The organism is Amycolatopsis sp. NBC_01307 (assembly GCF_035975215.1).
Classification (GTDB): Bacteria; Actinomycetota; Actinomycetes; order Mycobacteriales; family Pseudonocardiaceae; genus Amycolatopsis.
The window spans coordinates 236,870-262,477 of record NZ_CP108403.1 but is presented as its reverse complement, the minus strand read 5'-3'; the positions used below and the strand labels follow the sequence as shown (position 1 = coordinate 262,477).

The 25,608-nt window shown below is 71.3% G+C and carries 24 protein-coding genes; 8 read left to right on the top strand and 16 right to left on the bottom strand.

Features of this window, described 5'->3' with window-relative positions; translation table 11 throughout:
• Positions 1-2: 2 nt before the first annotated feature.
• Positions 3-575, top strand: a complete 573-nt coding sequence (locus OG439_RS01295; RefSeq protein WP_326947511.1) for a TIGR03086 family metal-binding protein — start codon at positions 3-5, stop codon at positions 573-575.
• Here the strand turns inward: OG439_RS01295 and OG439_RS01290 are convergent.
• A complete protein-coding gene (locus tag OG439_RS01290) occupies positions 568-1,581 on the bottom strand; it encodes a neutral zinc metallopeptidase (protein ID WP_326947510.1) in 1,014 nt (337 codons plus the stop codon). The genes OG439_RS01295 and OG439_RS01290 overlap by 8 nt on opposite strands.
• Before the next feature lie 112 nt (positions 1,582-1,693).
• Here OG439_RS01290 and OG439_RS01285 point away from each other — a divergent pair, with 112 nt between their 5' ends.
• Positions 1,694-3,709, top strand: coding sequence for a prolyl oligopeptidase family serine peptidase (locus OG439_RS01285; protein ID WP_326947509.1), 2,016 nt, complete (start codon positions 1,694-1,696; stop codon positions 3,707-3,709).
• Positions 3,710-3,792: 83 nt separating this feature from the next.
• Here OG439_RS01285 and OG439_RS01280 read toward each other — a convergent pair whose 3' ends face one another.
• Together OG439_RS01280 and OG439_RS01275 are read right to left on the bottom strand one after the other, a co-directional pair.
• Positions 3,793-4,113, bottom strand: coding sequence for a DMT family transporter (locus OG439_RS01280; RefSeq protein WP_326947508.1), 321 nt, complete (start codon positions 4,111-4,113; stop codon positions 3,793-3,795).
• Complete coding sequence (locus OG439_RS01275) at positions 4,113-4,724, bottom strand: FMN-dependent NADH-azoreductase (protein WP_326947507.1); 612 nt, start codon at positions 4,722-4,724, stop codon at positions 4,113-4,115. Before OG439_RS01275 ends, OG439_RS01280 begins: the two co-directional genes overlap by 1 nt.
• Before the next feature lie 77 nt (positions 4,725-4,801).
• Between OG439_RS01275 and OG439_RS01270 the strand changes: the two genes are divergently transcribed.
• Complete coding sequence (locus OG439_RS01270) at positions 4,802-5,350, top strand: TetR/AcrR family transcriptional regulator (RefSeq protein ID WP_326947506.1); 549 nt, start codon at positions 4,802-4,804, stop codon at positions 5,348-5,350.
• Here OG439_RS01270 and OG439_RS01265 read toward each other — a convergent pair.
• Positions 5,347-6,084, bottom strand: coding sequence for a ferritin-like domain-containing protein (locus OG439_RS01265; RefSeq protein ID WP_326947505.1), 738 nt, complete (start codon positions 6,082-6,084; stop codon positions 5,347-5,349). The genes OG439_RS01270 and OG439_RS01265 overlap by 4 nt on opposite strands.
• A 90-nt stretch (positions 6,085-6,174) precedes the next feature.
• On the opposite strand from OG439_RS01265, the gene OG439_RS01260 reads away from it, so the two are divergent.
• Positions 6,175-6,564 carry a VOC family protein gene (locus OG439_RS01260; protein ID WP_326947504.1) on the top strand — a complete coding sequence of 130 codons (390 nt, stop codon included), beginning with the start codon at positions 6,175-6,177 and terminating at the stop codon, positions 6,562-6,564.
• Here OG439_RS01260 and OG439_RS01255 read toward each other — a convergent pair.
• The 4 genes from OG439_RS01255 to OG439_RS01240 form a co-directional block, all read right to left on the bottom strand.
• Positions 6,561-7,082 (bottom strand): hypothetical protein, encoded by a 522-nt coding sequence (locus OG439_RS01255; protein ID WP_326947503.1) that lies wholly within the window; start codon positions 7,080-7,082, stop codon positions 6,561-6,563. The genes OG439_RS01260 and OG439_RS01255 overlap by 4 nt on opposite strands.
• Positions 7,083-7,122: 40 nt before the next feature.
• Complete coding sequence (locus OG439_RS01250) at positions 7,123-9,930, bottom strand: vitamin B12-dependent ribonucleotide reductase (protein WP_326947502.1); 2,808 nt, start codon at positions 9,928-9,930, stop codon at positions 7,123-7,125.
• A 30-nt stretch (positions 9,931-9,960) separates the two neighbouring features.
• Positions 9,961-10,455: a transcriptional regulator NrdR gene (gene nrdR, locus OG439_RS01245; RefSeq protein WP_247063145.1), complete on the bottom strand. Its 495-nt coding sequence runs from the start codon at positions 10,453-10,455 to the stop codon at positions 9,961-9,963.
• Between the two features lie 309 nt (positions 10,456-10,764).
• On the bottom strand, positions 10,765-11,238 hold the full coding sequence (locus tag OG439_RS01240; RefSeq protein WP_326947501.1) for a LysM peptidoglycan-binding domain-containing protein: 474 nt from the start codon (positions 11,236-11,238) through the stop codon (positions 10,765-10,767).
• 358 nt (positions 11,239-11,596) lie between these two features.
• Between OG439_RS01240 and lexA the strand changes: the two genes are divergently transcribed.
• Positions 11,597-12,256: a transcriptional repressor LexA gene (lexA, locus tag OG439_RS01235; protein WP_247063137.1), complete on the top strand. Its 660-nt coding sequence runs from the start codon at positions 11,597-11,599 to the stop codon at positions 12,254-12,256.
• Between the two features lie 256 nt (positions 12,257-12,512).
• On the opposite strand, the gene OG439_RS01230 is transcribed toward lexA, so the two are convergent.
• From OG439_RS01230 to OG439_RS01220, 3 genes are all read right to left on the bottom strand, one after another.
• The gene (locus tag OG439_RS01230) at positions 12,513-13,532 is read right to left on the bottom strand and encodes a hypothetical protein (RefSeq protein ID WP_442792275.1); all 1,020 of its coding nucleotides are present in this window, start codon (positions 13,530-13,532) and stop codon (positions 12,513-12,515) included.
• A 64-nt stretch (positions 13,533-13,596) separates the two neighbouring features.
• Positions 13,597-15,042 carry a GTPase HflX gene (hflX, locus tag OG439_RS01225; RefSeq protein ID WP_326947500.1) on the bottom strand — a complete coding sequence of 482 codons (1,446 nt, stop codon included), beginning with the start codon at positions 15,040-15,042 and terminating at the stop codon, positions 13,597-13,599.
• Positions 15,043-15,085: 43 nt separating this feature from the next.
• Positions 15,086-15,589: an ArsR/SmtB family transcription factor gene (locus OG439_RS01220; RefSeq protein ID WP_326947499.1), complete on the bottom strand. Its 504-nt coding sequence runs from the start codon at positions 15,587-15,589 to the stop codon at positions 15,086-15,088.
• Between the two features lie 61 nt (positions 15,590-15,650).
• Here OG439_RS01220 and OG439_RS01215 point away from each other — a divergent pair, with 61 nt between their 5' ends.
• The gene (locus OG439_RS01215) at positions 15,651-16,904 is read left to right on the top strand and encodes an MFS transporter (protein ID WP_326947497.1); all 1,254 of its coding nucleotides are present in this window, start codon (positions 15,651-15,653) and stop codon (positions 16,902-16,904) included.
• A gap of 9 nt (positions 16,905-16,913) precedes the next feature.
• On the top strand, positions 16,914-19,436 hold the full coding sequence (gene valS, locus OG439_RS01210) for a valine--tRNA ligase (RefSeq protein ID WP_326947496.1): 2,523 nt from the start codon (positions 16,914-16,916) through the stop codon (positions 19,434-19,436).
• A 277-nt stretch (positions 19,437-19,713) separates the two neighbouring features.
• Here valS and dapF read toward each other — a convergent pair whose 3' ends face one another.
• On the bottom strand, positions 19,714-20,544 hold the full coding sequence (gene dapF, locus OG439_RS01205) for a diaminopimelate epimerase (protein WP_326947495.1): 831 nt from the start codon (positions 20,542-20,544) through the stop codon (positions 19,714-19,716).
• 9 nt (positions 20,545-20,553) lie between these two features.
• On the bottom strand, positions 20,554-21,453 hold the full coding sequence (miaA, locus tag OG439_RS01200; RefSeq protein ID WP_326951460.1) for a tRNA (adenosine(37)-N6)-dimethylallyltransferase MiaA: 900 nt from the start codon (positions 21,451-21,453) through the stop codon (positions 20,554-20,556).
• Positions 21,454-21,699: 246 nt separating this feature from the next.
• Here miaA and OG439_RS01195 point away from each other — a divergent pair, with 246 nt between their 5' ends.
• A complete protein-coding gene (locus OG439_RS01195) occupies positions 21,700-23,013 on the top strand; it encodes a DUF349 domain-containing protein (protein ID WP_326947493.1) in 1,314 nt (437 codons plus the stop codon).
• Positions 23,014-23,091: 78 nt separating this feature from the next.
• Here OG439_RS01195 and OG439_RS01190 read toward each other — a convergent pair whose 3' ends face one another.
• From OG439_RS01190 to OG439_RS01180, 3 genes are read right to left on the bottom strand one after another with little or no spacing between them, the layout of a single operon-like run.
• Complete coding sequence (locus tag OG439_RS01190; RefSeq protein ID WP_326947492.1) at positions 23,092-23,565, bottom strand: Rv2732c family membrane protein; 474 nt, start codon at positions 23,563-23,565, stop codon at positions 23,092-23,094.
• Complete coding sequence (miaB, locus tag OG439_RS01185) at positions 23,562-25,055, bottom strand: tRNA (N6-isopentenyl adenosine(37)-C2)-methylthiotransferase MiaB (protein WP_326947491.1); 1,494 nt, start codon at positions 25,053-25,055, stop codon at positions 23,562-23,564. Before miaB ends, OG439_RS01190 begins: the two co-directional genes overlap by 4 nt.
• A 60-nt stretch (positions 25,056-25,115) precedes the next feature.
• A complete protein-coding gene (locus tag OG439_RS01180; RefSeq protein ID WP_326947488.1) occupies positions 25,116-25,607 on the bottom strand; it encodes a hypothetical protein in 492 nt (163 codons plus the stop codon).
• Position 25,608 lies beyond the last annotated feature (1 nt).

The following is a 25,608-nucleotide window of genomic DNA, read 5'->3' as shown; positions in this document are numbered from 1 at the left end:
TCATGGACTTCCGCGAACTCGACCGCCGCACCCTGCTCGTCCTCGACAAGATCGTCGCCACGGCCACGCCCGCCGACCTGGCCCGGCCGACCCCGTGCGCGGGCTGGACGCTGGCCGACCTGCTCCGCCACCAGGTCGGCGAGAACCACGCCTTCGCGACGGCGGCCCGCGAGGGCTCGGCGCCGGACTGGGACGCCGGCGACCTCGGCGACGACCCGTACGCCGCGTACCGGGCGTCCGTCGACGACTACCTCGACGCCGTCGCCGACGACGCCGTGCTGACCCGCGAGCTCGCCGTCAACACCTTCGGCACGTTCCCGGGACCGATCGCCACGCTGATGCACCTGGTCGACACCGTCGCGCACGGCTGGGACCTCGCCCGCACGCTCGGCCTCCCCTACGAGCCGGACGCCGACGCCGTGTCGGCCGCGTTGAGGATGGCCGAGCGCATCCCCGACGAAGGCCGCGAGAAGAACGGTTCGTTCGCGCACAGCGTCGACGTCCCGGCGGACGCCAGCGACCTGGACCGGTTCTTGGCGCTGCTGGGCCGCGACCCCGCCTGGCGCGTCAGCTGACCTCGGTGACCGGCGCGCCCCACGTGTCGCACGACTTCGTGGTCTTGCCGTCGTACCCGGCCTTCGCCCAGGACAGCTGGTGCGCGCGCGAGCCGTGGGTGTCGCTGTCGTCGGCCCGGCCGTAGTCGGCGACGGCGGCGTTGGCCAGCGACCGGCTGATCGAGCCCGTGCCGGCGACCGCGGCGAGGAACAGCGAGCCGAAGCAGTTCGCCTGCAGCTCGATCCGGCGGACGACCTCCTTGTCGGCCGGGCTGTCCTCGTCCGGTGAGGTCATCTTGTCGGCCGCGGCGGACAGGATGCCGCTCTCACGCTGCACGTGGTGGCCGTACTCGTGGGCGATCGTCGCGATGTGGCGCGCCTTGTTGAGCCCGGCGTCCGACAGCATCCAGTCGGTCGGGGCGTAGATCGTGGTGTCGCCGCCGCAGTAGTACGCGACGGCTTCGTTCTCCGACGGCGCCGCGCCGCACGCGCTGTGCTCGGGCAGCACCACCGACACCTTCGCGGTCAGCGTCGGCTCGTTGGCCGTCGCCAGTGCCGGGCGCCACGACTGTTCGAGGCAGCCGGCCAGCGCGTCGTAGTACGCCTTGAGCTGCTCGGCGGCCCGGCCGAGGGCGGGCAGCGCGCATTGCGCCGGCCCGGGCGTGATGCCGGCGGCGAGCAGCGGGTTGGTGGACAGCTCCGGCACGGACTTCGGCGGCTTGCCGTCGGACGTGCCGCCGTACGCGCGACCGGTGTCGACACCCTCGGCGACGAGCGCGTGGCCGTCGACGCGGTGCGGGAAAGTGGCGGCGACCAGCGAGAAAGCGAGGACGATCACCAGGACCCCGCCGACGGCGCCCCACAGCCGGCTGCGCGGCGGCGCGATCGGGACGGGGGGTGCGGTCGCCCAGCCGGGTGACGCCCAGGGGTTGGGTTCCGGCGCCCACGCCGGTTCCGGAGGCCGCGCCGCCGGTGCCGGTGACGGCGGTGGCGGCCCGGGCGGACCGGCCCTTTCGGCCTCGTTCACGTTCTCCCCCTGCTCGGTGCGCCCAGCATATCGACCGCTGAAGAGGCCGGGATCACGAATCGAAAACGCCGTCCGGTGGCCAGCGGGCCCGTGATCGGGCGAGACTGTCGGCATGAGTGTCGAGGATCCCCACCTGTGGCTGGAAGACGTGACCGGCGAGGAAGCGCTGGACTGGGTGCGCGCCCGCAACGGCGAAACACTGGCCGAGCTGACCGAGGCCGCCCGGTTCGCCGAGCTGCGCGACGAGCTGCGCGAGGTGCTCGACGCCGACGACCGGATCCCGTACGTGCGCCGCCGCGGTGAGCTCCTCTACAACTTCTGGCAGGACGCGAGCCACCCCCGCGGCCTGTGGCGGCGGACGACGCTGGAGTCCTACCGGCGGGCCGAACCGGAGTGGGAGCTGCTGCTCGACGTCGACGCGCTGGCCGAGGCCGAGGGCGAGAACTGGGTCTGGCAGGGCGCGACCGTGCTGCGGCCGGGTTACCGCCGCGGCCTGGTCGAGCTGTCGCGCGGCGGCGCCGACGCCACGGTCGTGCGCGAGTTCGACCTCGACGCGCACGAGTTCGTCGACGGCGGCTTCACGCTGCCGGAGGCCAAGACGCGCATCGGCTGGATCGACGAGGACCGCGTCTACGTCGGCACCGACTTCGGCCCGGACTCGCTGACCAGCTCCGGCTACCCGCGGCTGAGCAAGGAGTGGCGGCGCGGCACGCCGATCGAGGCCGCGACGACGGTCTACGAGGGCAAGGCCGACGACGTCTCGATCGGCGCGTCCCACGACCCGACCGAGGGCTTCGAGCGCGACTTCGTCAGCCGCGCCATCGACTTCTACCGCTCGGAGCTGTTCCTGCGGACGCCCGACGGCCTGGTCAAGATCGACGTCCCGGACGACGCGAGCGCGTCCCTGCACCGCGAATGGCTGCTGGTCCGGCCGCGGACGGCGTGGACCGTCGGCGGCACCGAGCACCCGGCCGGCTCCCTGATCGCGATCCTGTTCGACGCCTTCATGGGCGGCGAGCGGACCTTCACGACGCTCTTCACGCCGGACGCGCACACCTCGCTCGACTACTGGGCCTGGACGCGCAACCACCTGCTGCTCGGCCTGCTGCGCGACGTCCGGTCCGAGCTGCGCATGCTCACGCCGGGCCCGGACGGCTGGGCGGAGGAGCCGCTTTCGGGTGGCCCGGAGTTCGGCAGCGCGGACATCTTCGACACCGATCCCGACGTCAGCGACGAGTACCTGATCAACTCCAGCGGTTTCCTCCAGCCGTCGACGCTGAGCTACGGCCACGTCGGCGAAGAAGTCGAAGTGCTGAAGCAGGCTCCGGCGTTCTTCGACGCTTCGGAGATGAGCGTCGCGCAGTACTTCGCGACGTCCGAAGACGGCACGAAGATCCCCTACTTCGTCGTCCGGCCCTCCGGTGCCGAAGGCGGCCCGACGCTGCTGACCGGCTACGGCGGCTTCGAGGTCTCGCTGACGCCGTCCTACAGCGGGATGATCGGCCGCGGCTGGCTCGCGCGCGGCGGCACGTACGTCGTCGCGAACATCCGCGGCGGCGGTGAGTACGGGCCGAGCTGGCACACGCAGGCGATCAAAGCGGAGCGGCACCGGGTGTACGAGGACTTCGCCGCCGTCGCCGCGGACCTCGCCGAGCGCGGCATCACGACGCCGGAGCGGCTCGGCATCCAGGGCGGCAGCAACGGCGGCCTGCTGATGGGCGTCATGCTGACGCGTTACCCGGAGCGGTTCGGCGCGATCGTCAGCCAGGTGCCGCTGCTGGACATGCGCCGCTACCACCTGCTGCTGGCCGGCGCGTCGTGGATGGCCGAGTACGGCGACCCGGACGAGGCGGCCGAGTGGGAGTTCATCTCGAAGTACTCGCCGTACCAGAACGTCCACAGCGGAGTGTCCTATCCGCCGTCGCTGTTCGTGACGTCCACGCGCGACGACCGCGTGCACCCCGCCCACGCCCGCAAGATGGTGGCGCGGATGCGTGAGCAGGGACACGACGTCCGCTACCACGAGAACATCGAAGGCGGCCACGGCGCCGCGGCGGACAACGAGCAGCTGGCGTTCAAGTGGGCGCTGGTCTTCGAGTTCCTGTGGGAGCAGCTCACGAAGTACTGAGCCGTTGGTTACTAATCCGACCACAGTCACGGCCGGATGGCTTTCGAGGCAACGGGTGCCTGCCGCTCAGGAGCCGGCCTACTTTAGGTCGGATTAGTAACGCGTGCGAGCACGACGCCGACGACGATCAGGGCCAGCGCGGCCACCCGGCCGAGGCTCAGCGGGTCCTTGGTCACGACGACGCCGAGCACGATCGCGCCGACGGCGCCGATCCCGGTGAACACCGCGTAGGCGGTGCCCACCGGGACGGTGTCCATCGCGCGCGAAAGCAGGTAGACCGCAGCCGCGCAGAGCACGAAGCACAGCAGCGTCGGCCACGGCTTCGTGAAGTTCTCCGTCGGCTTGATGCTCTGCGACCAGGCGATTTCGACGAGCCCGGCGCAGACCAGCGTCACCCAGCCCATCAGATGCTCTCGAGGGCCCGGTCGCGGGACGCCACCCGGTCGGCTTCGCGCGCGGCGAGGTGCGGGTCGACCAGGGCGTTGGTCAGTTCGGCGTGCACGAAGCGGACGTCGTCGACGTCGTAGTGCCCGGCGATGAAGTCCCGCAGGTAGGCCTCGTGGTGGTCGAACGGCGCGCGCGGCGTGCCCGGCGCGTACGTCCCGCCGCGCGCCCCAGCGATGACGAACGCCCTGCCCCGCAACGACATCCGCGGGAACGTCACCTGGTCGATCCACGTCTTGAGCGCGGCCGGGATCGAGAAGTTGTACATCGGCGCGCCGATGAGGACGACGTCGGCTTCGAGCAGCTCGGCCAGCAGCGGCTCGACGACCGCCCAGGCTCTCTTCTGCTCCGGCGTCCCGACGACGTCGGCGTAGTGCGCGGGGTCGGTGATCCCCGCGGTCAGGAGCGCGTCGCAGATCTCGGTCCAGGCCTCGCCGATCACCGGCACCGGGTCGGCGGCGAGGTCGCGGTGGGTGCGCGTGCCGGCCCAGGTCGCGGCGTAGCGCGCGGTCAGCTCGCGCGAGAACGACGTGCGGCGGGCGCTGGAGTCGAGGTGCAGCAGGTGGGTCACGGTTCCTCCTCAAGTGGACACGGTGTCCACTTGAGGCTAACTGGACGCCTCGTCCGGATATTCCCTAGGCTGGTGCCATGCCCGAACGCGCCGACGCCGCCCGCAACCGCGCGAAGGTCCTGGCGGCCGCGGAGGAGCTGTTCGCCGCCCATGGGCCGACGAACGTCACGATGGAGGACATCGCCCGCGCGGCCGGCGTCGGCCGGGGCACGCTCTACCGCCGTTACCCGGACCGCGCGGCGATCGCCGTGGCCCTGCTGGACGAGCACGAACGCCGGTTGCAGGAGTCGTTGCTGCGCGGGCCTCCCCCGCTGGGCCCGGGCGCACCCCCGGCCGAGAGGCTGGCGGCGTTCTACGCGGCGATGGTCGACCTGCTGACCCGCCACGCGCACCTGGTACTGGGCACGGAGGTGGGCCATTCCCGCTTCAAGACGGGCGCGTACGGCTTCTGGCACACGCACGTCCGCGTCCTGGCGGTCGCCGCGGGCGCCCCGGACCCCGGCGTCCTGGCCGACGTCCTCCTCGCGCCACTGGCGCCGGAGCTGTTCCTGCACCAGACCGGCCAGGGCGTAACGCCGGAGCGGATCACGGCGTCACTGCAGGCCCTCGCGGCCCGGGCGTTCTAAAAGAGCCCACGCGGCCTGGCCCGCTTCGGGACGTGACGCGGCTTCGGTTCTTCACCGCGAATCCGCGCGAGGGCGGCCTCGAAGGCGACGAGCACGTCGGCGACGAAAACGAGCCGTCCGACGCCGAGGCGGCGCAGCGCACGCCCGTGATCGGCGGTGACGGTGATCGTCACGCCCAGCAGGAGCAGCCGCCAAACCCCGAACACGGCCGCGCGGGCCGGCCGGCCGAGCGTCGCGAAGCCGATCCGGAGCCGGTGGCAGTGGAAGGGCACGTGCCGCTCCTCGTCGGCGAGGATCAGGCCCGCGACCCGCGTGACGAGCGGATCGGCGGTGCCGTCCCGCAGAGCGCGGTAGTACCGCAGCGCGACGACCTCGGCGATGAGCAGCACCATCAGTTCGAGCCGCAGCCCGAGTGCCCGCCGCAGCCGCACAAAAACGGCATCGGACCAGTGGCTCGCGATGGTCGGCACCCCGGCGGCCCGCAGGAGTTCTTCGAGCATCCGCGCGTGGTTCTGCTCCTCGGCCACGAACAGCCTGACCGCGGCCGCGTAGTCGTCACCGCCGGCTTTCGCGATGAGATTGGCGCCGTCGCCGGCTTCGCCGACCTGGAACCGCTGAATGCTCCGCGCGACGTCGGGATGCAGTTGCGCACCCCGGCCCCAGGGCGGATCGTCCCACAGCCGCCGGCGTTCGGCTTCGGCTTCGAAGTCCCGGAGCCAGTGTGCGTAGGTCATCGCGCCGATGATGCCGGACACTCGTGGACGCCGTGGGCGGCTTCGGTGGAGATCCGGTGGGGATGTCGCGCTCGGCCTATCATCGGCAGGATGCCGAGCACCCCGCGGTTCGAAGCCCGCATTCCGACGCAAGACTTGGCCCGCGCGCGGCGGTGGTACGCCGAGAAGCTCGGGCTCGAACCGGCCGAGGAGCGGCCCGGTGGCCTGCGGTACGAGAGCGAGTCCGGCGTCTTCTGCCTCTACACCTCGGCCGGGCGGTCCGACGGCTCGTTCACGCAGCTGGGTTTCTACGTCGACGACGTCGACGCGGCGGTCGCCGACCTGCGCGGCCGGGGTGTCGTGTTCGAGGAGTACGACGGCTGCGTCGGCGGGATCATGGACATCGCCGGCAACTACCCGAGCAAGGGCCGGGGCGAGCGGGCCGCGTGGTTCCGCGACAGCGAGGGCAACATGCTCGGCATCGCGGAGATCGTGCCCTAGCCCGGCACTCCGAGCACCACGGCCGGGGTCCAGAAGAACACCTTCGGGTCCCCGAGCCCGGACGCCGTCAGCCAGCGGGCGGCTTCGCGGGCGTCCGTCTCCGCCTCGATCAGGCCGTTGGCGGCCGGGCGGATGCCCGTCGCCGCATGGACGTCGTCGACCAGGCCGCCCAGGCAGGCCCAGGAATGCCAGGTCCCGTCGTCGAACCCGATCGGCTCGAAGCCGAGGATCTGCCCGCTCGGCACCGGGAGCCGGTGGCACAGGCGGTCCGGCAGGCCGCCGCTCCCCCGCACCCAGCCCGCCGCGGCCAGGTCGGCCAGCAGGGGCTGGACGTGCTCCACGGGGACGCCGACGGTGAGCACCGTTTCACCGCGAGCCGCTGCGGCCGCGAAGTCGCCGAACCAGTCGTCCCCGCCCGGCTCGGCCGGGACGAGGTCGACGAGGCAGTCGCTCACCGACAGCCGGTCCGCTCCGGCGGCGACCGCGGCGTGGCCCGCGAACACGTAGTCGTCGATCACGACTCCAGTGTCCCGGGCCACGCAACGGGAAAACGGCAGATCAGCTGCAACCGGAGGTCGCGCCGCAGCCTTCGCAGGCGTAGCACGAGCCTGCCGGGCGCATCTTCGTTCCGCACGTCATGCACAGCGGGGCGTCCGCGGCCTTGCCGAGGCGGAGCTCCATCAGCTCCGTCGTGGTCTGGGCTTCGCGGTGCGGGTGCGCGCTTTCCTCGGTGTGCGGCTCCGGCGAGGAGTCCACTGTGGACTGCAAAGCGCCGAGGTCCACGTTGCCGCCGTAGCCGGCTTCGACCTCGGCCGAACGCTCGTCCGCGGAGAGAATGCCCAGCTGCGACCGCTTGTCGGCCGGCAGGTAGTCCAGCGCCAGCCTCCGGAACAGGTAGTCCAGCACGCTGGTGGCGATCCGGATGTCCGGGTCGTCGGTCATGCCGGCCGGCTCGAAGCGCAGGTTGCAGAACTTCGAGACGTAGAACTCCAGTGGGATGCCGTACTGCAGGCCCACCGAGATCGACATCGAGAACGCGTCCATCACGCCGGCCAGCGTCGAACCCTGCTTGCCGAGCTTGACGAAGATCTCGCCGAGGCCGTCGTCCGGGTACGAACCCGCCGTCAGGTAGCCCTCCGCGCCGCCGACGGTGAACGACACCGTCTGGCTCGGGCGCTTCTTCGGCAGGCGCTTGCGCACCGGCCGGTACTCGACGACCTTCTCCGGCTCCGCCGCGACCTTGTCCTTCTTCGCCGTCGACAGCGGCTGGCCGACCTTGCAGTTGTCGCGGTAGATGGCCAGCGCCTTGAGCCCGAGCTTCCAGCCCTGGAAGTAGATCTCCTCGACCTCTTCGACCGTCGCCGTCTCCGGCATGTTGACGGTCTTCGAGATCGCGCCGGACAGGAACGGCTGCACCGCGGCCATCATCCGGACGTGCCCGATCGGCGCGATCGAGCGCTCGCCGACCGCGCAGTCGAACACCTCGTAGTGCTCCGGCCGCAGCCCCGGCGCGTCGACGACGTGGCCGTTCTGCGCCACGAACTCGACGATCGCCTCGACCTGCTCGGCCTGGTAACCGAGCGCCTCCAGCGCGCGCGGCACGGTCTGGTTGACGATCTGCATCGAGCCGCCGCCGACGAGCTTCTTGAACTTCACCAGCGAGAAGTCCGGCTCGATCCCGGTGGTGTCGCAGTCCATCATGAAGCCGATGGTGCCGGTGGGCGCGAGCACCGAGGCCTGCGCGTTGCGCCAGCCGTGCTTGGTGCCGATGTCGATGCCGCGCTTCCACTCCTCGGTCGCCAGCGCGCGGACCGCGCCGTCGTTCGCGTGGTAGGTGCGGACGAGCTCGTTCGCCGCGGCGTGCTTGCGCATGACGCGCTGGTGCGCCTCGGCGTTGCGGGCGTACCCCTCGTACGCGCCGACGGCCTGGGCCAGCTCCGCCGAGCGCCGGTAGGAGACGCCGGTCATCAGCGACGTGATCGCGGCGGCGAGCGCGCGGCCGCCGTCGGAGTCGTACGCGTGGCCCAGCGCCATCAGCAGCGCGCCGAGGTTGGCGTAGCCGATGCCGAGCTGGCGGAACTTCCGCGTGGTGTCGGCGATCGGCTCGGTCGGGAAGTCCGCGAAGCAGATCGAGACGTCCATCGCGGTGATCACGAACTCCACCGCGCGGGCGAACAGCGGCGCGTCGAACGTGCCCTCGGGGGTGACGAACTTGAGCAGGTTCAGCGAGGCCAGGTTGCAGCTCGAGTTGTCGAGGTGCATGTACTCGCTGCACGGGTTGGACGCGGTGATGCGGCCGGACTCCGGGCAGGTGTGCCAGTCGTTGATCGTGCCGTCGTACTGGATGCCGGGGTCGGCGCACTCCCACGCGGCCTGCGCCACGGTCCGGAACAGCTTCTTCGCGTCCGTGCGGGCGATCTCCTCGCCGGTGAGCCGGGCGCGCAGCGCGAAGTCCGTGTTGTTCTCGACCGCCTGCATGAACTCGTCGGACACGCGGACCGAGTTGTTCGCGTTCTGGTACTGCACCGAGGAGATGTCCGCGCCGGAGAGGTCCATGTCGAACCCGGCGTCGCGCAGGACCTTGATCTTCTCCTCTTCGCGCGCCTTGGTCTGGATGAACTCTTCGATGTCCGGGTGGTCGACGTCGAGCACGACCATCTTCGCCGCGCGCCGGGTGGCGCCGCCGGACTTGATGGTGCCCGCGGAGGCGTCGGCGCCGCGCATGAACGAGACCGGACCCGAGGCGGTGCCGCCGGAGGTGAGCAGTTCCTTGGAGGAGCGGATGCGCGAGAGGTTCAGCCCGGCGCCGGAGCCGCCCTTGAAGATCAGGCCTTCTTCGCGGTACCAGTTGAGGATCGACTCCATGGTGTCGTCGACGGCGAGGATGAAACACGCCGAGACCTGCTGCTTCGAGGCCGTGCCGACGTTGAACCAGACCGGGGAGTTGAAGCTGAAGACCTGGTGCAGCAGCATCCAGGTGAGCTCGTGCTCGAAGATCTCGAGGTCGCGTGGCGTTGCGAAGTAACCGTGGTCGCGCGCGCCCTTGACGTAGCTGCGCACGACGCGGTCGATGAGCTGCTTGAGGCTGCGCTCGCGCTGCGGGCTGCCGACGGCGCCGCGGAAGTACTTGCTGGTGACGATGTTCGTGGCGTTAACCGACCAGGACTCGGGGAACTCCACGCCGCGCTGCTCGAAGTTGACCGAGCCGTCGCGCCAGTTGGTCATGACGACGTCCCGTTGTTCCCAGGTGACCTGGTCGTACGGGTGCTCGCCCTCGGTGGTGAAGACACGCTTCACGCTCAGCCCGGCGGCCTTGCTCTTCTTGCCGGTGGCCGCCCCGGCCCCGGTCCCCACGGTCTCGGTCATGGTCGAACCCTCACTCCCGCAGCGGGACGGTCAATCGCCGTCGTCGCGCTGATCGCTCTCCTTCGGCGCAGCAGCATCCGCGATGGCCTCACGCAGGTCGGCGATCTCCTTCTCGAAGTCCTCGACCGAGGAGAACGAGCGGTAGACGCTGGCGAACCGGAGGTAAGCGACCCCGTCGAGCTCACGCAGCGGGCCCAGGATGGCCAGGCCGACCTCGTGACTCGGGATCTCGGCCAGCCCGGCGGAGCGGATCGACTCCTCCACGCGCTGCGCGAGCTGCTGCAGCGCGTCGTCGTCGACCGGCCTGCCCTGGCAGGCGCGCCGGACTCCGCTGACCACCTTGTCCCGGTTGAACTGCTCGGTGACCCCGGAACGCTTGACGACGGCGAGCACCATCGTCTCCGACGTCGTGAACCGCCTCCCGCAGGACGCGCACGAGCGCCGCCTGCGGATCGCCTGGCCTTCATCCACCTCTCGGGAGTCGACGACCCGAGAGTCCGCATGCCGGCAGAACGGGCACCTCATCCGCCGATCACCTTCCCCTCCGCGCCGGCCGCCCCGGTCGACGTCCAGGCCGCCACGCGCGGCCGTGCTGCGACCCCCGGGCACCCCTGCACCCTGGTGATCGACTTGTGGACATCCGGTGGGTAAGAGCCGGTCAACTGTGGACAACTGCTGTCCAGTCTACCCCAACCTGTGGACCAACTACAGCGGTGTAACTACTACATATAGCGGCAGAGAGTAGGACTCGGGAGGTGCGTGCGCAAGCGGCGCGACCGGGCGGGAACCCGCCCGGGTGAGAGTGGTTGACGGCCACGACAACCCGGCGCCGAATCAGGGAGCGGGCACGGCCGCCGGGTCGGCGACCGGGACCGTGAGCGCCAGCCCGGGCACCAGAACGGGCTGGTCCAGGCGATTGAGCTCTTCGATCCGGGCGACAACCGCGCCAGTGTCGCTGTCCGGCGCGAATCGGGCCGCCAGCGCGGACAGTGTGTCGCCTTGCTCGACCGACACCGTGGCGGTCGACTCGGGCACCGGAGCACTCGCGCCACCGCCGCCCAGAAGACCCAATCCGGTGACCACGAGGCAGCTCGCGCCGGCGAGCGCGACGAGCCACGGCCACCGCACCGGCACCCGCCGCGGCGCCGCGGAGGGCGCGCCGGCGGGACGACGGCCCGCGACGACCCGCGCGCGTGTCGGCGGGCGCTGCACCTCACCGCGCCGTCCGCGCAGCACGCGCACAGGACGGGGTTGCGCTGGAGCCGGGGTCGCCGGGCGAGCCGGACCGCGTTCGGCCAGAATGGACATCCGAACCTCCTCTGAACCCTGGTGTCCGCCTGATCCCGGAACCGGCTGCGATTCGTGGATCAAGGTCGAACAGACGTTCTATCGAACGTCAGTGCGAAGGTCTACCACCTACCACCGACAAAATCGAGCGGACACGGCGTGTCGATCGAACAGATGTTTGAAATCGTCGTGCCCGGGGGCTAACGTCGGTGACCAGGGCATCTGCCGGGCAGATGCCGCCGGCGAGGCTGCCCGCACCCAGCGGACGGCGGCCGGCGCGCATACGTGCAGCGAACGTCTGGGAGGCGACGCAGTGGCGAAGGAGAACAAGGCGGGCAGGACCAGTGGGTCCCCCGGGGGCACCGGAAAGGTGGCCTCCATGCCCGAGGTGTACGACGTGGACGACGCCCTCACCGTCCGCCAGCAGCAGGTCCTCGACGTGATCCGCTCGTGGGTGAGCCGGTTCGGCTACCCGCCGAGCGTCCGTGAGATCGGCGAAGCGGTGGGCCTGACGTCGACGTCGTCGGTCTCGCACCAGCTGCGGGCGTTGCAGCGCAAGGGGTACCTGCGCCGGGACGCGAACCGGCCGCGCGCGGTCGGCGTGCTCTCCGCGACCGACGACAACCCCATGGGCATCGAGATGGACCAGCAGCCGGTCATGCCGAAGGCGGCGTACGTGCCGCTGGTCGGCCGGATCGCCGCCGGTGGCCCGGTGCTGGCCGAGCAGTCCATCGAAGACGTCTTCCCGCTGCCGCGGGAGATCGTCGGCGAGGGTGAGCTGTTCCTGCTCAAGGTCACCGGCGACTCGATGATCGACGCGGCCATCACCGACGGCGACTGGGTCGTGGTCCGGCAGCAGCCGGACGCGGACAACGGCGAGATCGTCGCCGCGATGATCGACGGCGAGGCCACGGTCAAGACGTTCAAGCGCAAGGGCGGCCACATCTGGCTCATGCCGCACAACGAGGCGTACGAGCCGATCCCCGGCGACGACGCCACGGTGCTCGGCAAGGTCGTCGCGGTGCTCAGGCGGTTGTGACGAGGGGCGTGAAACGCGGGCGGAGTCTGCTCGCGGAGAGCGCTCGCCAAGCGTTTCCCGCCCGTGTCTTCCGGGGGTGCAACCCCCAGACCCCGCCCGGGGGGCGAGCCCCCGGACCCCCACCTCGGTCGCCCTGGTCTGTCGGCCAGGGTTTCGCACCGCCGAGGCTGGGGTTGAGTTTCACCGGATCGAGTGGTCTTGGCCGTGGGGAGCCAAGCCCGTGAGACTCGGCCCGCGATCGCTCGGCCCGTAAGAACTAGCGGCGACTTCGGCGGCGTAGCTTGCCGAACCCGAACCAGCCGATCCCGACCACCGCGAGCGTGATCCCCGCGGCGGGCAGGATGGGGAGCCCGGCCCCGTCCCCCGCCGAACCGGGCGTCGCGCCGGTGCCGGTCGAGGCTTTGCCCTCCGCCGGTGCGCCGGACTGCGCGGCCAGAGCGGCCGCGCCCCGCACCGCGCGGAGGGGCTGGCCGACCCCTTCGCTGCCCGAGAGCAGCGTGCCGTCGGGATCGAACGCGATCGCCTCGCCCTGCTTCTCCCCTGGCAACGGGATCCGGACCGGGGTGCGCTGCAGCGCGGCGAGGACATCGCCGTCGGGTGCGGCGTAGAGGTAGGCGTCGGTGTAGGTGCGCAGCGCGACGACGGTGCCATCGGCCGTGGACGCGCCGCCGGTGACCAGCACCGAGCCGATGGACCCGACCGGGCCACCCTGCGTGTCGGTGGTCTCGATCTTCACCGAGCCGACCTTCTCCAGGTTGGTCGGCCCGGGGCTGGCCAGCGGGCCGGACGGCCGGTAGACCTTCGCGTCGCCGAGGACGTCCTTGGTGATCAGGTACGGCGTCCCCGCCTTGTCCATGATCAGCGCTTCGGTGTCGTGCTGGCCGTCGGGGTAGGTGAGCCGGTGCAGCGTGAGCTTGCCCTGCGGGCTCAGCTCGAGCAGCGCGACGGTCAGCCGGCCCTTCAGGTTGTCGCCGGTGTCGGACAGCCAGAGCCGCCCGTCGGGCGTGCGGGCCAGGTCCTCGACGTCGAACGGGTCCGTCTTGTCGGTGAGGACCTTCTGCACCTTGCAGTCCCGGCCGAGCACGAACACCTGGACCTTGGTGCCGCCGTCGTTGATCGCGTAGAGGTGGTCGCCGTCGGACACGAGCCCGGACAGCTCACCGAGGCGCGAGTCCTTCACCGTGCACAGCGGCTGAGGCGTCTCCGCCGCCGACGCGGGCACCGGTCCGCTCAGTAGAGCCAAGAACCCCGCCGCAACCGCGACCGCCAACCGCACCCAGCCACCTCCGAAAACATTCCAGTGTGCGATCACCACGACCGCACACTGGAATGTAGACGTCTCAGGCCCTGGTCGAGTTGGTCTCGTACTCGCGCAAAGCCGCGGCGAAATCCGGGCGGACCCGCACCAGCAGGCGCGTGCCCTCCTCGACGTGCTCCTCTTCCAGCACTTCGCCGTCCGAGTGCGCCCGCGAGACCAGCTCGCCGTGCGCGTAGGGCACCAGCACCTCGACGGTGACCTCCGGCCGCGGCAGGCGTTCGGCGATCACGTCGACGAGCGCTTCGATGCCCGCCCCGGTCCGCGCCGAGACCTGCACCGAGCCGGACAGGGCGTGCCGCAGCCGGGCGAGGGTGACCTCGTCGGACGCGTCGGTCTTGTTGATCACCAGCAGCTCCGGCGGGAGCGGCTCCTTGCGCTTGCGCGTGATCTCGCCGAGCACCTCGCGCACGGCGCTGACCTGCTCCTCGGGCGCCGGGTCGGACCCGTCCACCACGTGCACCAGCAGGTCCGCGTCCGCGGCCTCTTCCAGCGTCGAGCGGAACGCGTCCACCAGCTGGTGCGGCAGGTGCCGCACGAACCCGACGGTGTCGGTCAGCGTGTAGGTGCGCCCGTCCGCGGTCTGCGTGCGCCGCGTAGTCGGGTCGAGGGTGGCGAACAGCGAGTCCTCCACCAGCACCCCGGCGCCGGTCAGCGCGTTGAGCAGGCTCGACTTGCCGGCGTTCGTGTAGCCGACGATCGCCACGCTGGGCACCTCGTTGGCCACCCGGCGGCCGCGCTTGGTCTCGCGGATGGTGTCCATGGCGGCGATCTCGCGGCGCAGCTTCGCCACGCGCTTGTTGATCCGCCGCCGGTCGGTCTCGAGCTTGGTCTCACCGGGACCACGCAGGCCCACGCCGCCGTTCGCGCCACCGGCCCGGCCACCGGCCTGCCGGGACAGCGACGCACCCCACCCGCGAAGCCGCGGGATCAGGTACTGCAGCTGGGCCAGCTCGACCTGGGCCTTGCCCTCCTTGGACCGGGCGTGCTGGGCGAAGATGTCGAGGATCAGCGCGGTCCGGTCGATGACCTTGACCTTCACCTTCTCCTCGAGCTGCCGCAGCTGGCCCGGCGAGAGCTCGCCGTCGCAGATCACGGTGTCGGCGCCGGTGGACCCGACGATGTCGCGCACTTCCCGCACCTTGCCCGAGCCGATGTAGGTGGCCGGGTCCGGCTTGGTCCGCCGCTGGATGAGACCTTCGAGGACTTCCGAACCCGCGGTCTCGGCCAGGCGCGCCAGCTCGGCCAGCGACGCCTCGGACTGCAGGGCGGTGCCCTCGGTCCACACGCCGACCAGCACGACCCGCTCGAGCCGCAGTTGCCGGTACTCGACTTCGGTGACGTCGTCGAGCTCGGTGGACAGCCCCGCGACCCGGCGCAGTGACGCCCGGTCCTCGAGCTCCATCTCGCCCGTGGACAGCTCGGCGTCGTACGGGTCTTCGTGGTCTTCGGTGTGTGTCAGATCTGTCATCGTGCCTCCATGGTCCCACGTTTCGACGCGGGAACCGAACTCTTCAGCTGCTCGGATAGGTGGCGAGGTAGATCGCGGTGCGTTCCGCGCCGGGACGGCGCGGTCGTGCGCGAAACTCCTCGAGGAGGGCGTTCAGCCGGTTGTCCAGCTCTTCGCGCTCCTCGGGGGCCACCTGGACGACCAGGCGTGACTGGTGCACGCCCTCGAACCCGGTTTCGGCGATCTCGGCCAGGTAGGCCTCGAGCACCGCCTCTTCAACGCCCCGATCACCGCATGAGTCGAGTGTCCACGAAAGTCCGGTGGAGAGGTAGGGAATTTCCCTGGCGCCCCGGGTGCCGCGCCGTGGCGGCTGCGCCGCCAGGAAGCCGGTTTCGACGAGCTTCCGCACGTGGTGCAGGGTGGTCGCCGGGTCGCGGCCGAGCCGTTCGGCGAGCTCCTTGTTCGTCAGGGCGTCCGAGAAGGTCAACCGGATGATGCGCAGCCGTATTCCGGACGCCAGCGCGGCGGCCTCGGCTTCGGTCGCGGTACGTCGTTTCGAAGGCTGCACCCGCACAGCCTAGAACGGCAGTGATTGACACTTTCCAATCACTCACGGCACACTCGGGCCCATGTCCAGGGGGTCACTCTTCTTCCACGCCGATTTCCGGCGGCTGTGGGCCGGCGACACGGCCAGCCAGTTCGGCACGTTCGTCGGCAACACGGCCATCCCGCTGCTCGCGGCCGTGACGCTGGCCGCGACGCCGTTCGAGATGGGCCTGCTCACCGCGGCCGAAACACTCGCGTTCCTGCTGATCGGGCTGCCCGCCGGCGTTTGGGTCGACCGGCTGCGGCGCCGCCGGGTCATGCTCACGGCCGACTTCACGCGGTTCGCCCTGCTGCTCAGCGTGCCGCTCGCCTGGTGGGCCGGGGTGCTGACGCTCGCGCAGCTGCTGGTCGTCGTGCTGCTCGTGGGCGTCGCGACGCTGTTCTTCGACATCGCCTACCAGTCGTACCTGCCTGCGCTCGTCGGCCGGGAGCACCTCCTGGAGGGCAACGCCAAGCTGCAGGCCGTCCAGTCGGTCGCGCAGATCGCCGGGCCGAGCGGCGCGGGCGTGCTGGTCCAGCTGGTCAGCGCCGCGAACACCGTGCTGATCACCGGCTTCGGCTACCTGACGTCGGCGCTGTGCCTGCTGCGCATCCGCGCGAGCGAACCCGAGCCGGAACCCCGCGGCCACACCCGGCTGCTCCCGCAGATCGCCGAAGGGCTGCGGTTCGTGTTCTCCGACAAGCCGTTGCGGGCGATGGTCGCGACCACGGCGACGGCGAACTTCTTCCACGGCGCGTTCAGCGCCGTGCAGGTGCTGTTCCTGACGCGGACCGTCGGGCTGGCGCCGGCCGCGGTCGGCGTGCTCCTGGCGGTCGGCGGCGCCGGCGGGATCCTCGGCGCGGTCTGCTCGGGCGCGGTGACCCGGCGGATCGGCCAGGCCCGGGCGATCTGGCTGGTCCCGCTGCTCACCATGCCGGCCAACCTCGTGTTCCCCCTCGCCGGGCCGGACTGGCGGCTCGGGCTCGCCGGGCTCGGCGCGGCGATCGGTGGGTTCGGGATCATCGTCTACAACGTCGCGCAGGTGTCCTACCGGCAGGCGATCTGCCCGGACCGGCTGCTCGGCCGGATGAACGCGAGCGTGCGGTTCGTCGTCTGGGGCGTGATCCCGCTGGGCGGGCTGCTGGGCGGCGCGCTCGGCGAGGGACTCGGGCTGCGCGGCGCGACGTGGGTGGGCGTGGCCGGCGAAGTGGCCGCGGTGCTGTGGGTGGTCTTCTCACCGCTGCGGCACATGCGCGATCTGCCGACCACGGCGAAAACGGGTTCCGGCGCCGCCTAGAGTTGCTTCATGAACACTCCTATCGAGCGCCCACAGGTTCCGGACAAGGTCGGTGTCGACGGTCTGGAGGCCAAGTGGGTACCCGTATGGGAGTCCACCGGTGCTTATCGGTTCGACCGCACCAAAACCCGTGCCGAGATCTACTCGATCGACACCCCGCCGCCGACGGTCAGCGGGTCGCTGCACATCGGGCACGTCTTCTCCTACACCCACACCGACGTCCTCGCGCGGTTCAAGCGGATGCGCGGGTTCGAGGTCTTCTACCCGATGGGCTGGGACGACAACGGCCTGCCGACCGAACGCCGGGTGCAGAACCACTTCGGCGTCCGCTGCGACCCGTCGCTGCCCTACGACCCGGACTTCCAGGCGCCGGAGAAGCCGGGCAAATACACCGTCTCGATCTCGCGGCGGAACTTCGTCGAGCTGTGCGAATCCCTGACGGTGACCGACGAAAAGGTCTTCGAAGCGCTGTGGCGGCAGCTCGGGCTGTCCGTCGACTGGACGATGACCTACCAGACGATCGGGCACGACTCGCGGCTGATCTCGCAGCGCGCGTTCCTGCGCAACCTCGCCCGCGGCGAGGCCTACCAGGCCGAAGCGCCGACGCTGTGGGACGTCACGTTCCGCACCGCCGTCGCCCAGGCCGAGCTGGAGGACCGCGAACGCCCCGGCGCGTTCCACGACCTCGCGTTCACCGCGCCCGACGGGTCCGACGTCGTCATCGCGACGACCCGGCCCGAGCTGCTGCCCGCGTGCGTCGCGCTGGTGGCGCATCCGGACGACGAACGCTTCAAGCCGCTCTTCGGGACCACCGTGCGAACGCCGGTGTTCGGCGTCGAGGTGCCCGTGGTGGCGCACCACCTGGCCGACCCGGAGAAGGGCCGCGGCATCGCGATGGTGTGCACCTTCGGCGACACCACGGACGTCACGTGGTGGCGTGAACTGCGCCTCGCGACGCGCGTGGTGCTCGGCCGTGACGGCCGGTTCCTGCCCGACGCGCCACACGGCGTGCCCGCGGAGACCTATGCGCCGCTGGTGGGCAAGACCGTCCACACGGGACGCGAGATCCTGGTCCGCCTGCTGCGCGAAGCCGGCGCCCTGCGCGGCGAACCGCGGCCGATCACGCACTCGGTGAAGTTCTACGAGAAGGGCGACAAGCCGCTGGAGATCGTCGCCAGCCGGCAGTGGTACCTGCGCAACGGCGGCAACGACCCGGCGTTCCGCGAGAAGATGCTGGCCCGGGGCGAGGAACTGACCTGGGTGCCGAAGCACATGAAGGTGCGCTACTCGTCGTGGGTGACGAACCTCGCCGGCGACTGGCTGGTCAGCCGCCAGCGGTTCTTCGGCGTGCCGATCCCGTTGTGGTACCGGCTCGACGCGAGTGGTGAGCCCGACTACGACGCGCGTCTCCTGCCCGACGATGGCGCGTTGCCGGTGGACCCGAGCAGCGACGTCCCGCCCGGCTTCACCGAGGACCGGCGGGGCGTGCCGGGTGGATTCGTCGCCGAGGCCGACGTGATGGACACGTGGGCGACGTCGTCGCTGACCCCGCAGATCGTCGGCCGCTGGAGCCTCGACGACGACCTGTTCGAGCGGGTCTTCCCGATGGACCTGCGGCCGCAGGCGCACGAGATCATCCGCACCTGGCTGTTCTCGACGGCGGTCCGCGCGGAGCTGGAGCACGGTGTGCTGCCGTGGCGGGCGGCGTCGATCGCCGGCTGGGTGCTCGACCCGGACCGCAAGAAGATGTCGAAGTCCAAGGGCAACGTCACGACGCCGGTGGACCTGCTGGAGCGGTTCGGCTCGGACGCGGTGCGCTACTGGGCGGCGAGCGCGCGCCCCGGCGTCGACACGGCGGTGGACGAAGGCCAGATGAAGGTCGGCCGGCGCCTGGCGACGAAGCTGCTCAACGCCAGCCGGTTCGTGCTCGGCCTCGGCGTGCCGTCCCCGTCCGCGGCGGTCACCGAACCGCTCGACCGGGCCCTGCTGGCTTCGCTGGCTGTCGTCGTGGAGCAGGCGACGGCGGCGTTGGAGGCGCTGGACTACGCGCGGGCGCTGCAGGTGACCGAGACGTTCTTCTGGACGTTCTGCGACGACTACGTCGAGCTGGTGAAGGGCCGCGCGTACGGCGACAGCGGCGCCTCGGGAGCCACGTCGGCCCAAGCGTCGCTGGTGACGGCGTTGTCGGCGGTGCTGCGGCTGCTGGCGCCGTTCCTGCCGTTCGCGGCCGAAGAGGTGTGGTCGTGGTGGCAGCCGGGCTCGGTGCACCGGTCGCCGTGGCCGGTCGCTGCGGCTGTCGACGGTGATCCCGCCCTGCTGACGCTGGCGGGCGAGGTGATCGCGGCGGTGCGCCGGGCGAAGACGGACGCGAAGGTCTCGATGCGCACGGCGGTGGAAACCCTGACGGTGACTGGGCCGGCCGACGTGCTGGAGCGGTTCGCGCGCATCGAGCCGGACATCCGGCTGGCGGGCGCGATCGCCGACGTCACGACCCGCGACGGTGAGCTGGCGCTGGACGTGACCGTCGGCTGACGCCGGGGGCCGCCGTCAGGAACCGGCGGCGGCCCACTGGTTCGCGTATCCGCCTCTTGGCTCAACTCGCGAGAAGGCGCGTTGCGAGCCACCACCGGGATACCCCGCCGGCGCTTGTTGATGCCGCCTGGGCCGGATGCCGCGGTCCACAGCGTTGCCCGGGCACCTACCCTCACACGAATACGACGAAGTCCTGATTGCGGACCCGAGGTCGTTCACGTCCGGGCGTTTGTCACGGATGCCTGTTTCCGCCTCCCGGCGCGGCAGATCGCCGCCGTCAGGAACCGGCGGCGGCCCACCAGGCGTCGTCGATCTCGCCGCGGGCCACGATCTCCGCCGGGCCCGACAGCGTCGACGCGCCGCGGGACACCGTCACGTCCACCCGGCCGCCCGGGATGTCCACTGTGGATGCTCCGGTGTCGGTGCCCGCCAGGTGGAAGGCCGCGGCCACCGCGGCGACCGTGCCCGTGCCGCAGGCGCGCGTCTCCCCCACCCCGCGCTCGTGCACGCGCATCCGCAGCGCGCCCTCGCCGAGGCGGTTGACGAACTCGAGGTTCACGCCGTTCGGGAAGACGTCGTGGTCGAAGTCGGGCTGGTCACGCAGGTCCAGGTCCCGGACGTCGGTGTCGTCGAGCACCGTGACCAGGTGCGGGTTGCCGACGTCGACGGCCACGCCGGAGAACGGCCGGCCCGCGACCACGGTGACCGACGTGCCGGTGATCGTCGCCGGGCCCATCCCGACGGTCACCGTGCGGTCCGGGTGCACCACCACCGGGCGCTCGCCCGCGCGGGTGCCGACGACGAACTCGCCCTCGGTCACGAGCCCGGCATCCACGAGGTAGCGGGCGAAGACGCGCACGCCGTTGCCGCACATCTCCGCGATCGAGCCGTCCGCGTTGCGGTAGTCCATGAACCACTCGCCCTCGGAGGCGATTTCGAGCGCGTCGGCCCGGACGATGCGGAGCACGCCGTCGGCCCCGAGGCCGCGGTGGCGGTCGCACAGCGCGGCGATCCGGGCCTCGGTCAGCTCGAGGCGGCCCGCCGCGTCGGGGAGCAGCACGAAGTCGTTCTGCGTGCCGTGCCCCTTGAGGAACTCGATTCCGCCCATGGGGCAAGGTTACCGGGCCAGGGTATCCAGGACGCGTGCGGCCAACCCGGCTTCGGCGCCGTCGAACCAGTGGATCCGCTGGTCGCGCCGGAACCAGGAACGTTGCTTCCGGACGAAGCGCCGGGTGGCCTGCGCCGTCGCCGCGGCGGCGGCCGCGAAGTCGCCCTCGCCGTCCAGCTCGGTGATCACCTGCTGGTAGCCGAGCGCGCGCGACGCCGTCTTCCCGTCGCGCAGGCCGCGCGCCAGCAACTCGCGGACCTCGTCGACGAGGCCGGCCTCGAACATCAGGCGGACGCGCTCGTTCACGCGCTCGTCGAGCTCCTCGGGCGCGCGGTCGACACCGATCACGACCGTGCCGTAGCGGGCCGGCCCCGGCTTCGGCAGGTTCGCGGAGAACGGCTCCCCGGTGATCTCGATGACTTCCAGCGCGCGCACGATCCGGCGGGTGTTGGTCGGCAGGATCGCGGCCGCGGCGACCGGATCGCGTTCACCCAACCGGGTGTAGAGGGTCGGCGTGCCCAGTTCGGCCGCCTCCGCGTCGAGGCGCGCGCGCACGGCCGGGTCGGTGCCCGGGAAGCGCAGGTCGTCGAGCACCGCCTGGACGTAGAGCCCGGACCCGCCGGTCAGCACCGGCACCCGGCCCGCGGCCAGGAGCCGTTCGACCGCGGCGCGGGCGTCGCGCTGGTAGGCCGCGACGGACGCCGTCTCGGTCACGTCCAGCACGTCGAGCAGGTGGTGCGGAACACCACGACGTTCCTGCTCAGTGGCTTTCGCGGTGCCGATGTCCATGCCGCGGTAGAGCTGCAGCGCGTCGGCGTTGACGACCTCCCCGCCGAGCTTCAGCGCCAGCTCCACGGCCAGCGCCGTCTTGCCGGTGGCCGTCGGCCCGACCACCGCGACCGGGCGGATCGGGAGCGGGGCGGCGGGGCTGGTCACGGCGGCTGACGATACCGGCGTCCCGACACGGAGCGTCCACCGGAAGTAGGATCACGAGCTTCGAGTAGCTCATCCGGTACCACGGTGCGCGCTGAGCTGCTTGAATGCCGCGTGGGGGCCGTAGCATCCGAGCACGGCCCGTGACGACCGCATTACCCGGCCCCGCCGCACCGGCGGGGCGCCCGCGCCAGCGGGCGTACAGGCGATAAGGAGCCTGCGATGGCCCAGGAGAACACTTCCACCGGTACCCCGGCCCCGCACCCGGTGCCGCACGCGCTGCACACCGGGCACGCCGCACCGCCCGTGCCGCCCGCCGAGCCCACCCCGTCCACCTGGGGCCGGGTCGACGAAGAGGGCACGGTCTACGTCACCACCGCCGAAGGCGAACGCGCCGTCGGCGTCTGGCAGGCAGGCAGCCCCGACGAGGGCCTGGTGCACTTCGCCCGCCGCTTCGACGACGTGCGGACCGAGGTCGAGCTGCTGGAGACGCGCCTGGTGTCGGGCGCCGGCGACCCGAAGCACGCGCTGTCGAGCGCCACGCAGCTGCGCGACGGGCTGGCCGAGTCCGCCCTGGTCGGTGACCTGGCCGCACTGGGCGCGCGCCTGGAGTACGTCATCGGGCACGCCGAGAAGGCCCTGGCCAGCGCCAAGCAGGAACGTGAGGAAGCCCGCGCCGCGGCCGTCACCCGCAAGCAGGAGCTGGCGGAGGAGGCCGAGAAGATCGCCGCCGACTCCACCCAGTGGAAGGCGGCCGGCGACCGGCTGCGCACGATCCTGGACGAGTGGAAGACGGTCAAGGGCGTCGACCGCAAGACCGACGACGAGCTGTGGAAGCGGTTCTCCAAGGCCCGCGAGGGCTTCAACCGGCGTCGTGGCTCCCACTTCGCCGAGCTGGACAAGCAGCGCGCCTCGGCCAAGACGCGCAAGGAAGAGCTCATCGCCGAGGCCGAGGCCATCAGCGAGTCCGACGACTGGGGCGACACCGCGGGCCGCTACAAGGACCTGATGACCGAGTGGAAGGCCGCCGGCCGGGCCCCGAAGGACAGCGACGAGGCCCTGTGGCAGCGCTTCCGCGCCGCGCAGGACAAGTTCTTCGCCCGCCGGTCCACGGTGTTCTCCGAGCGCGACGCCGAGTTCTCGACGAACGCGTCCCGCAAGGAAGAGCTGCTGGTCGAGGCCGAGAAGATCGACGCCGGCTCGAACCTCGAAGCGGCGAAGAACGCGCTGCGCAAGATCCAGGAGCAGTGGGACGAGATCGGGAAGGTCCCGCGCGAGCGCATCCGCGAGCTGGACGGCCGGCTGAAGGCGGTCCAGGACTCGGTGAAGTCGGCCGAGGACTCCCGCTGGCGCCGGACGGACCCGGAGGCGCAGGCCCGGGCCGCGCAGTTCCGCGAGCGCGTCGAGCAGTTCGAGAGCCAGGCCGAGAAGGCGCGCGCGGCGGGCGACGAGCGTCGCGCCAAGAAGGCCGACGACCAGGCCGCACAGTGGCGCGAGTGGCTGCAGGCCGCGGAGGCGGCCATCGCCGACCGCTGAGTCGTCCCTGGAAGTGCCGTGAAGGCCTCCTTACCGGCTCTTATGGCCGGTAAGGAGGCCTTCACGGCTTTCGGGTGTTTACGAGCGGGAGAAGGCCGTGCGCATCCACTGGACGGCGAGGCAGATCATCGCGATCCAGGCGATGATCAGGCCGGCGCCGGGTCCGCCACCGGCGGCGCCGGGGGCGTGGGACGACTGCTGGGACCAGATGGCCAGGAGGCCGTCGACCGAGGCGAACCAGCCGCCGGCGGCGCAGACCCAGGCCAGCCACCAGCGGCGCGTCACCAGCGCGAGCGCGGACGCGAGGACGCCGACGGCGGTCGACGTCGCGGCGAACAGCTGCGGGATGCCGCCGCCCTCGCCGGCCAGCACCTGCCAGCCGGCGTGGTCGCCGACCCAGGGCAGCAGCAGGCAGCCGAGCAGCACGAACGTGAACACCGCGATGGTGAACCCGCGCCGGCCGAGCTCGACCGTGCGGGACGCCTGCTGCCCGACCTCGTCGATCTCGGCGGCCAGCTCGTCCAGCTCGCCGGACTTCTGGGATTCGGTCACAACGCACACCCGCTCACCGGTTCGGGCCGGACCACCGGGGCACCGAAGCCCGGCAGGCCCAGCGTGACGCCGTTGGTCTTGGGCCGCAGCCCCGCCTCGGCGTTGTCGCCCGCACGCGTCCGCCGGTGCGAGACCAGGTCCCCGTCGGCGACCATGTGGTGCGGCGCGCCGTAGGTGATGACCGTCTCGACGACGTCGCCGGGCCGCACGCCGCGATCGACCGCCGGTCCGGTCGGCGCGAAGTGCACCAGCCGGCCGTCACGGCCGCGGCCGCTCATCCGGTGCGTCTCGGCGTCCTTGCGGCCCTCGCCGTCGGCGACGAGCAGCTCGACGCGGCGGCCGACGATCTTCTTGTTCTCGTCCCAGGAGATCGCGTTCTGCAGCTCGACCAGGCGCTCGTAGCGTTCCTGGACGACCTCCTTGGGCAGCTGGCCCGCCATCGTCGCGGCCGGCGTGCCGGGGCGCTTCGAGTACTGGAAGGTGAACGCGCTGGAGAAGCGGGCCTGCGCGACGACGTCCAGGGTCGCCTGGAAGTCCTCCTCGGTCTCGCCGGGGAAGCCGACGATGATGTCGGTGGTGATCGCCGCGTCGGGCATCGCCGCGCGGACCTCGTCGAGGATCTTCAGGTAGCGCGCGGAGCGGTAGGACCGCTTCATCTCGCGCAGCACCCGGTCGGACCCGGACTGCAGCGGCATGTGCAGCTGGTGGCAGACGTTCGGCGTCTCGGCCATCGCGTCGATGACGTCGGAGGTGAACGCGGCCGGGTGCGGCGAGGTGAACCGGACGCGCTCCAGGCCGTCGATGGCGCCGGTCGCGCGCAGCAGCTTGCCGAACGCCAGCCGGTCACCGAACTCGACGCCGTAGGAGTTCACGTTCTGGCCGAGCAGCGTGACTTCGAGCACGCCCTCGGCGACGAGCGCCTCGACCTCGGCGAGGATCTCGCCGGGCCGCCGGTCGCGTTCCTTGCCGCGCAGGGCGGGCACGATGCAGAAGGTGCAGGTGTTGTTGCAGCCGACCGAAACGGACACCCAGCTCGCGTAGGACGATTCGCGGCGCGCGGGCAGCGTCGACGGGAAGGTCTCGAGGGATTCGAGGATCTCGACCTGGGCCTCGGCGTTGTGCCGCGCCCGCTCCAGCAGCACCGGCAGCGACCCGATGTTGTGCGTCCCGAACACGACGTCCACCCAGGGAGCCCGCTTGACGATCTCCCCGCGGTCCTTCTGCGCCAGGCACCCGCCGACGGCGATCTGCAGGTCCGGGTTGGCGGTCTTGTCGGGCCGCAGGTGCCCGAGGGTGCCGTAGAGCTTGTTGTCCGCGTTCTCCCGGACGGCACAGGTGTTGAACACGATGAGGTCGGGCTTGGCCCCGCTGTCGACGGGCACGTAGCCGGCCTCTTCGAGCTGCCCGGCGAGGCGCTCGGAGTCGTGGACGTTCATCTGGCAGCCGAAGGTGCGGATCTGGTACGCCCTGGGTGCCTGTGTCTCGGTCATCGCTGACCAGGGTAACCCCGGGTTCGGGTGGGGTGGCCGCCCGGGCTTCCCGCCCCGGCTCTACGGGCCGAGCAGGCCGATCACCGCGGCCGACTTCGGTTCGTCGAGGAAGCGCAGGCCCATGAAGTTGTCGCCGGGCGTGAAGCCGGGCAGTGCCCAGATCGCCTCGTACGGCAGCTCGACGGGCCGGTAGTGGCGCAGGCTGTAGACGTTGCTCCACAAGCACTTGCCGGGGCCGGGGCGCCAGAGCCGCCGCGCGAAGGCGGGGTTCCGGAAACCGTGTCCCACCTCGGCGGTGGCGCGCACGTGCTTGCCGCCGGTGAACAGCACGACGTCGCCGGTGGTGACGGTGTCCATCCGGCGGTCGTACTTGTCCTTCGCGCCCCAGAACCGGGCGTGCCCGCCTGGGTGCAGTGCGTTCAGGCGGGCGAGGTCGGCCGGGTCCAGCAGCTCGGCGTACTCGCCGATGGAGACGGACCGCTCCAGGGTTTCCGCCCCGTACCGGCGGGCTTCCGGGGTGCCGTAGGACGGCTGGATGAACACCTGGGCCACG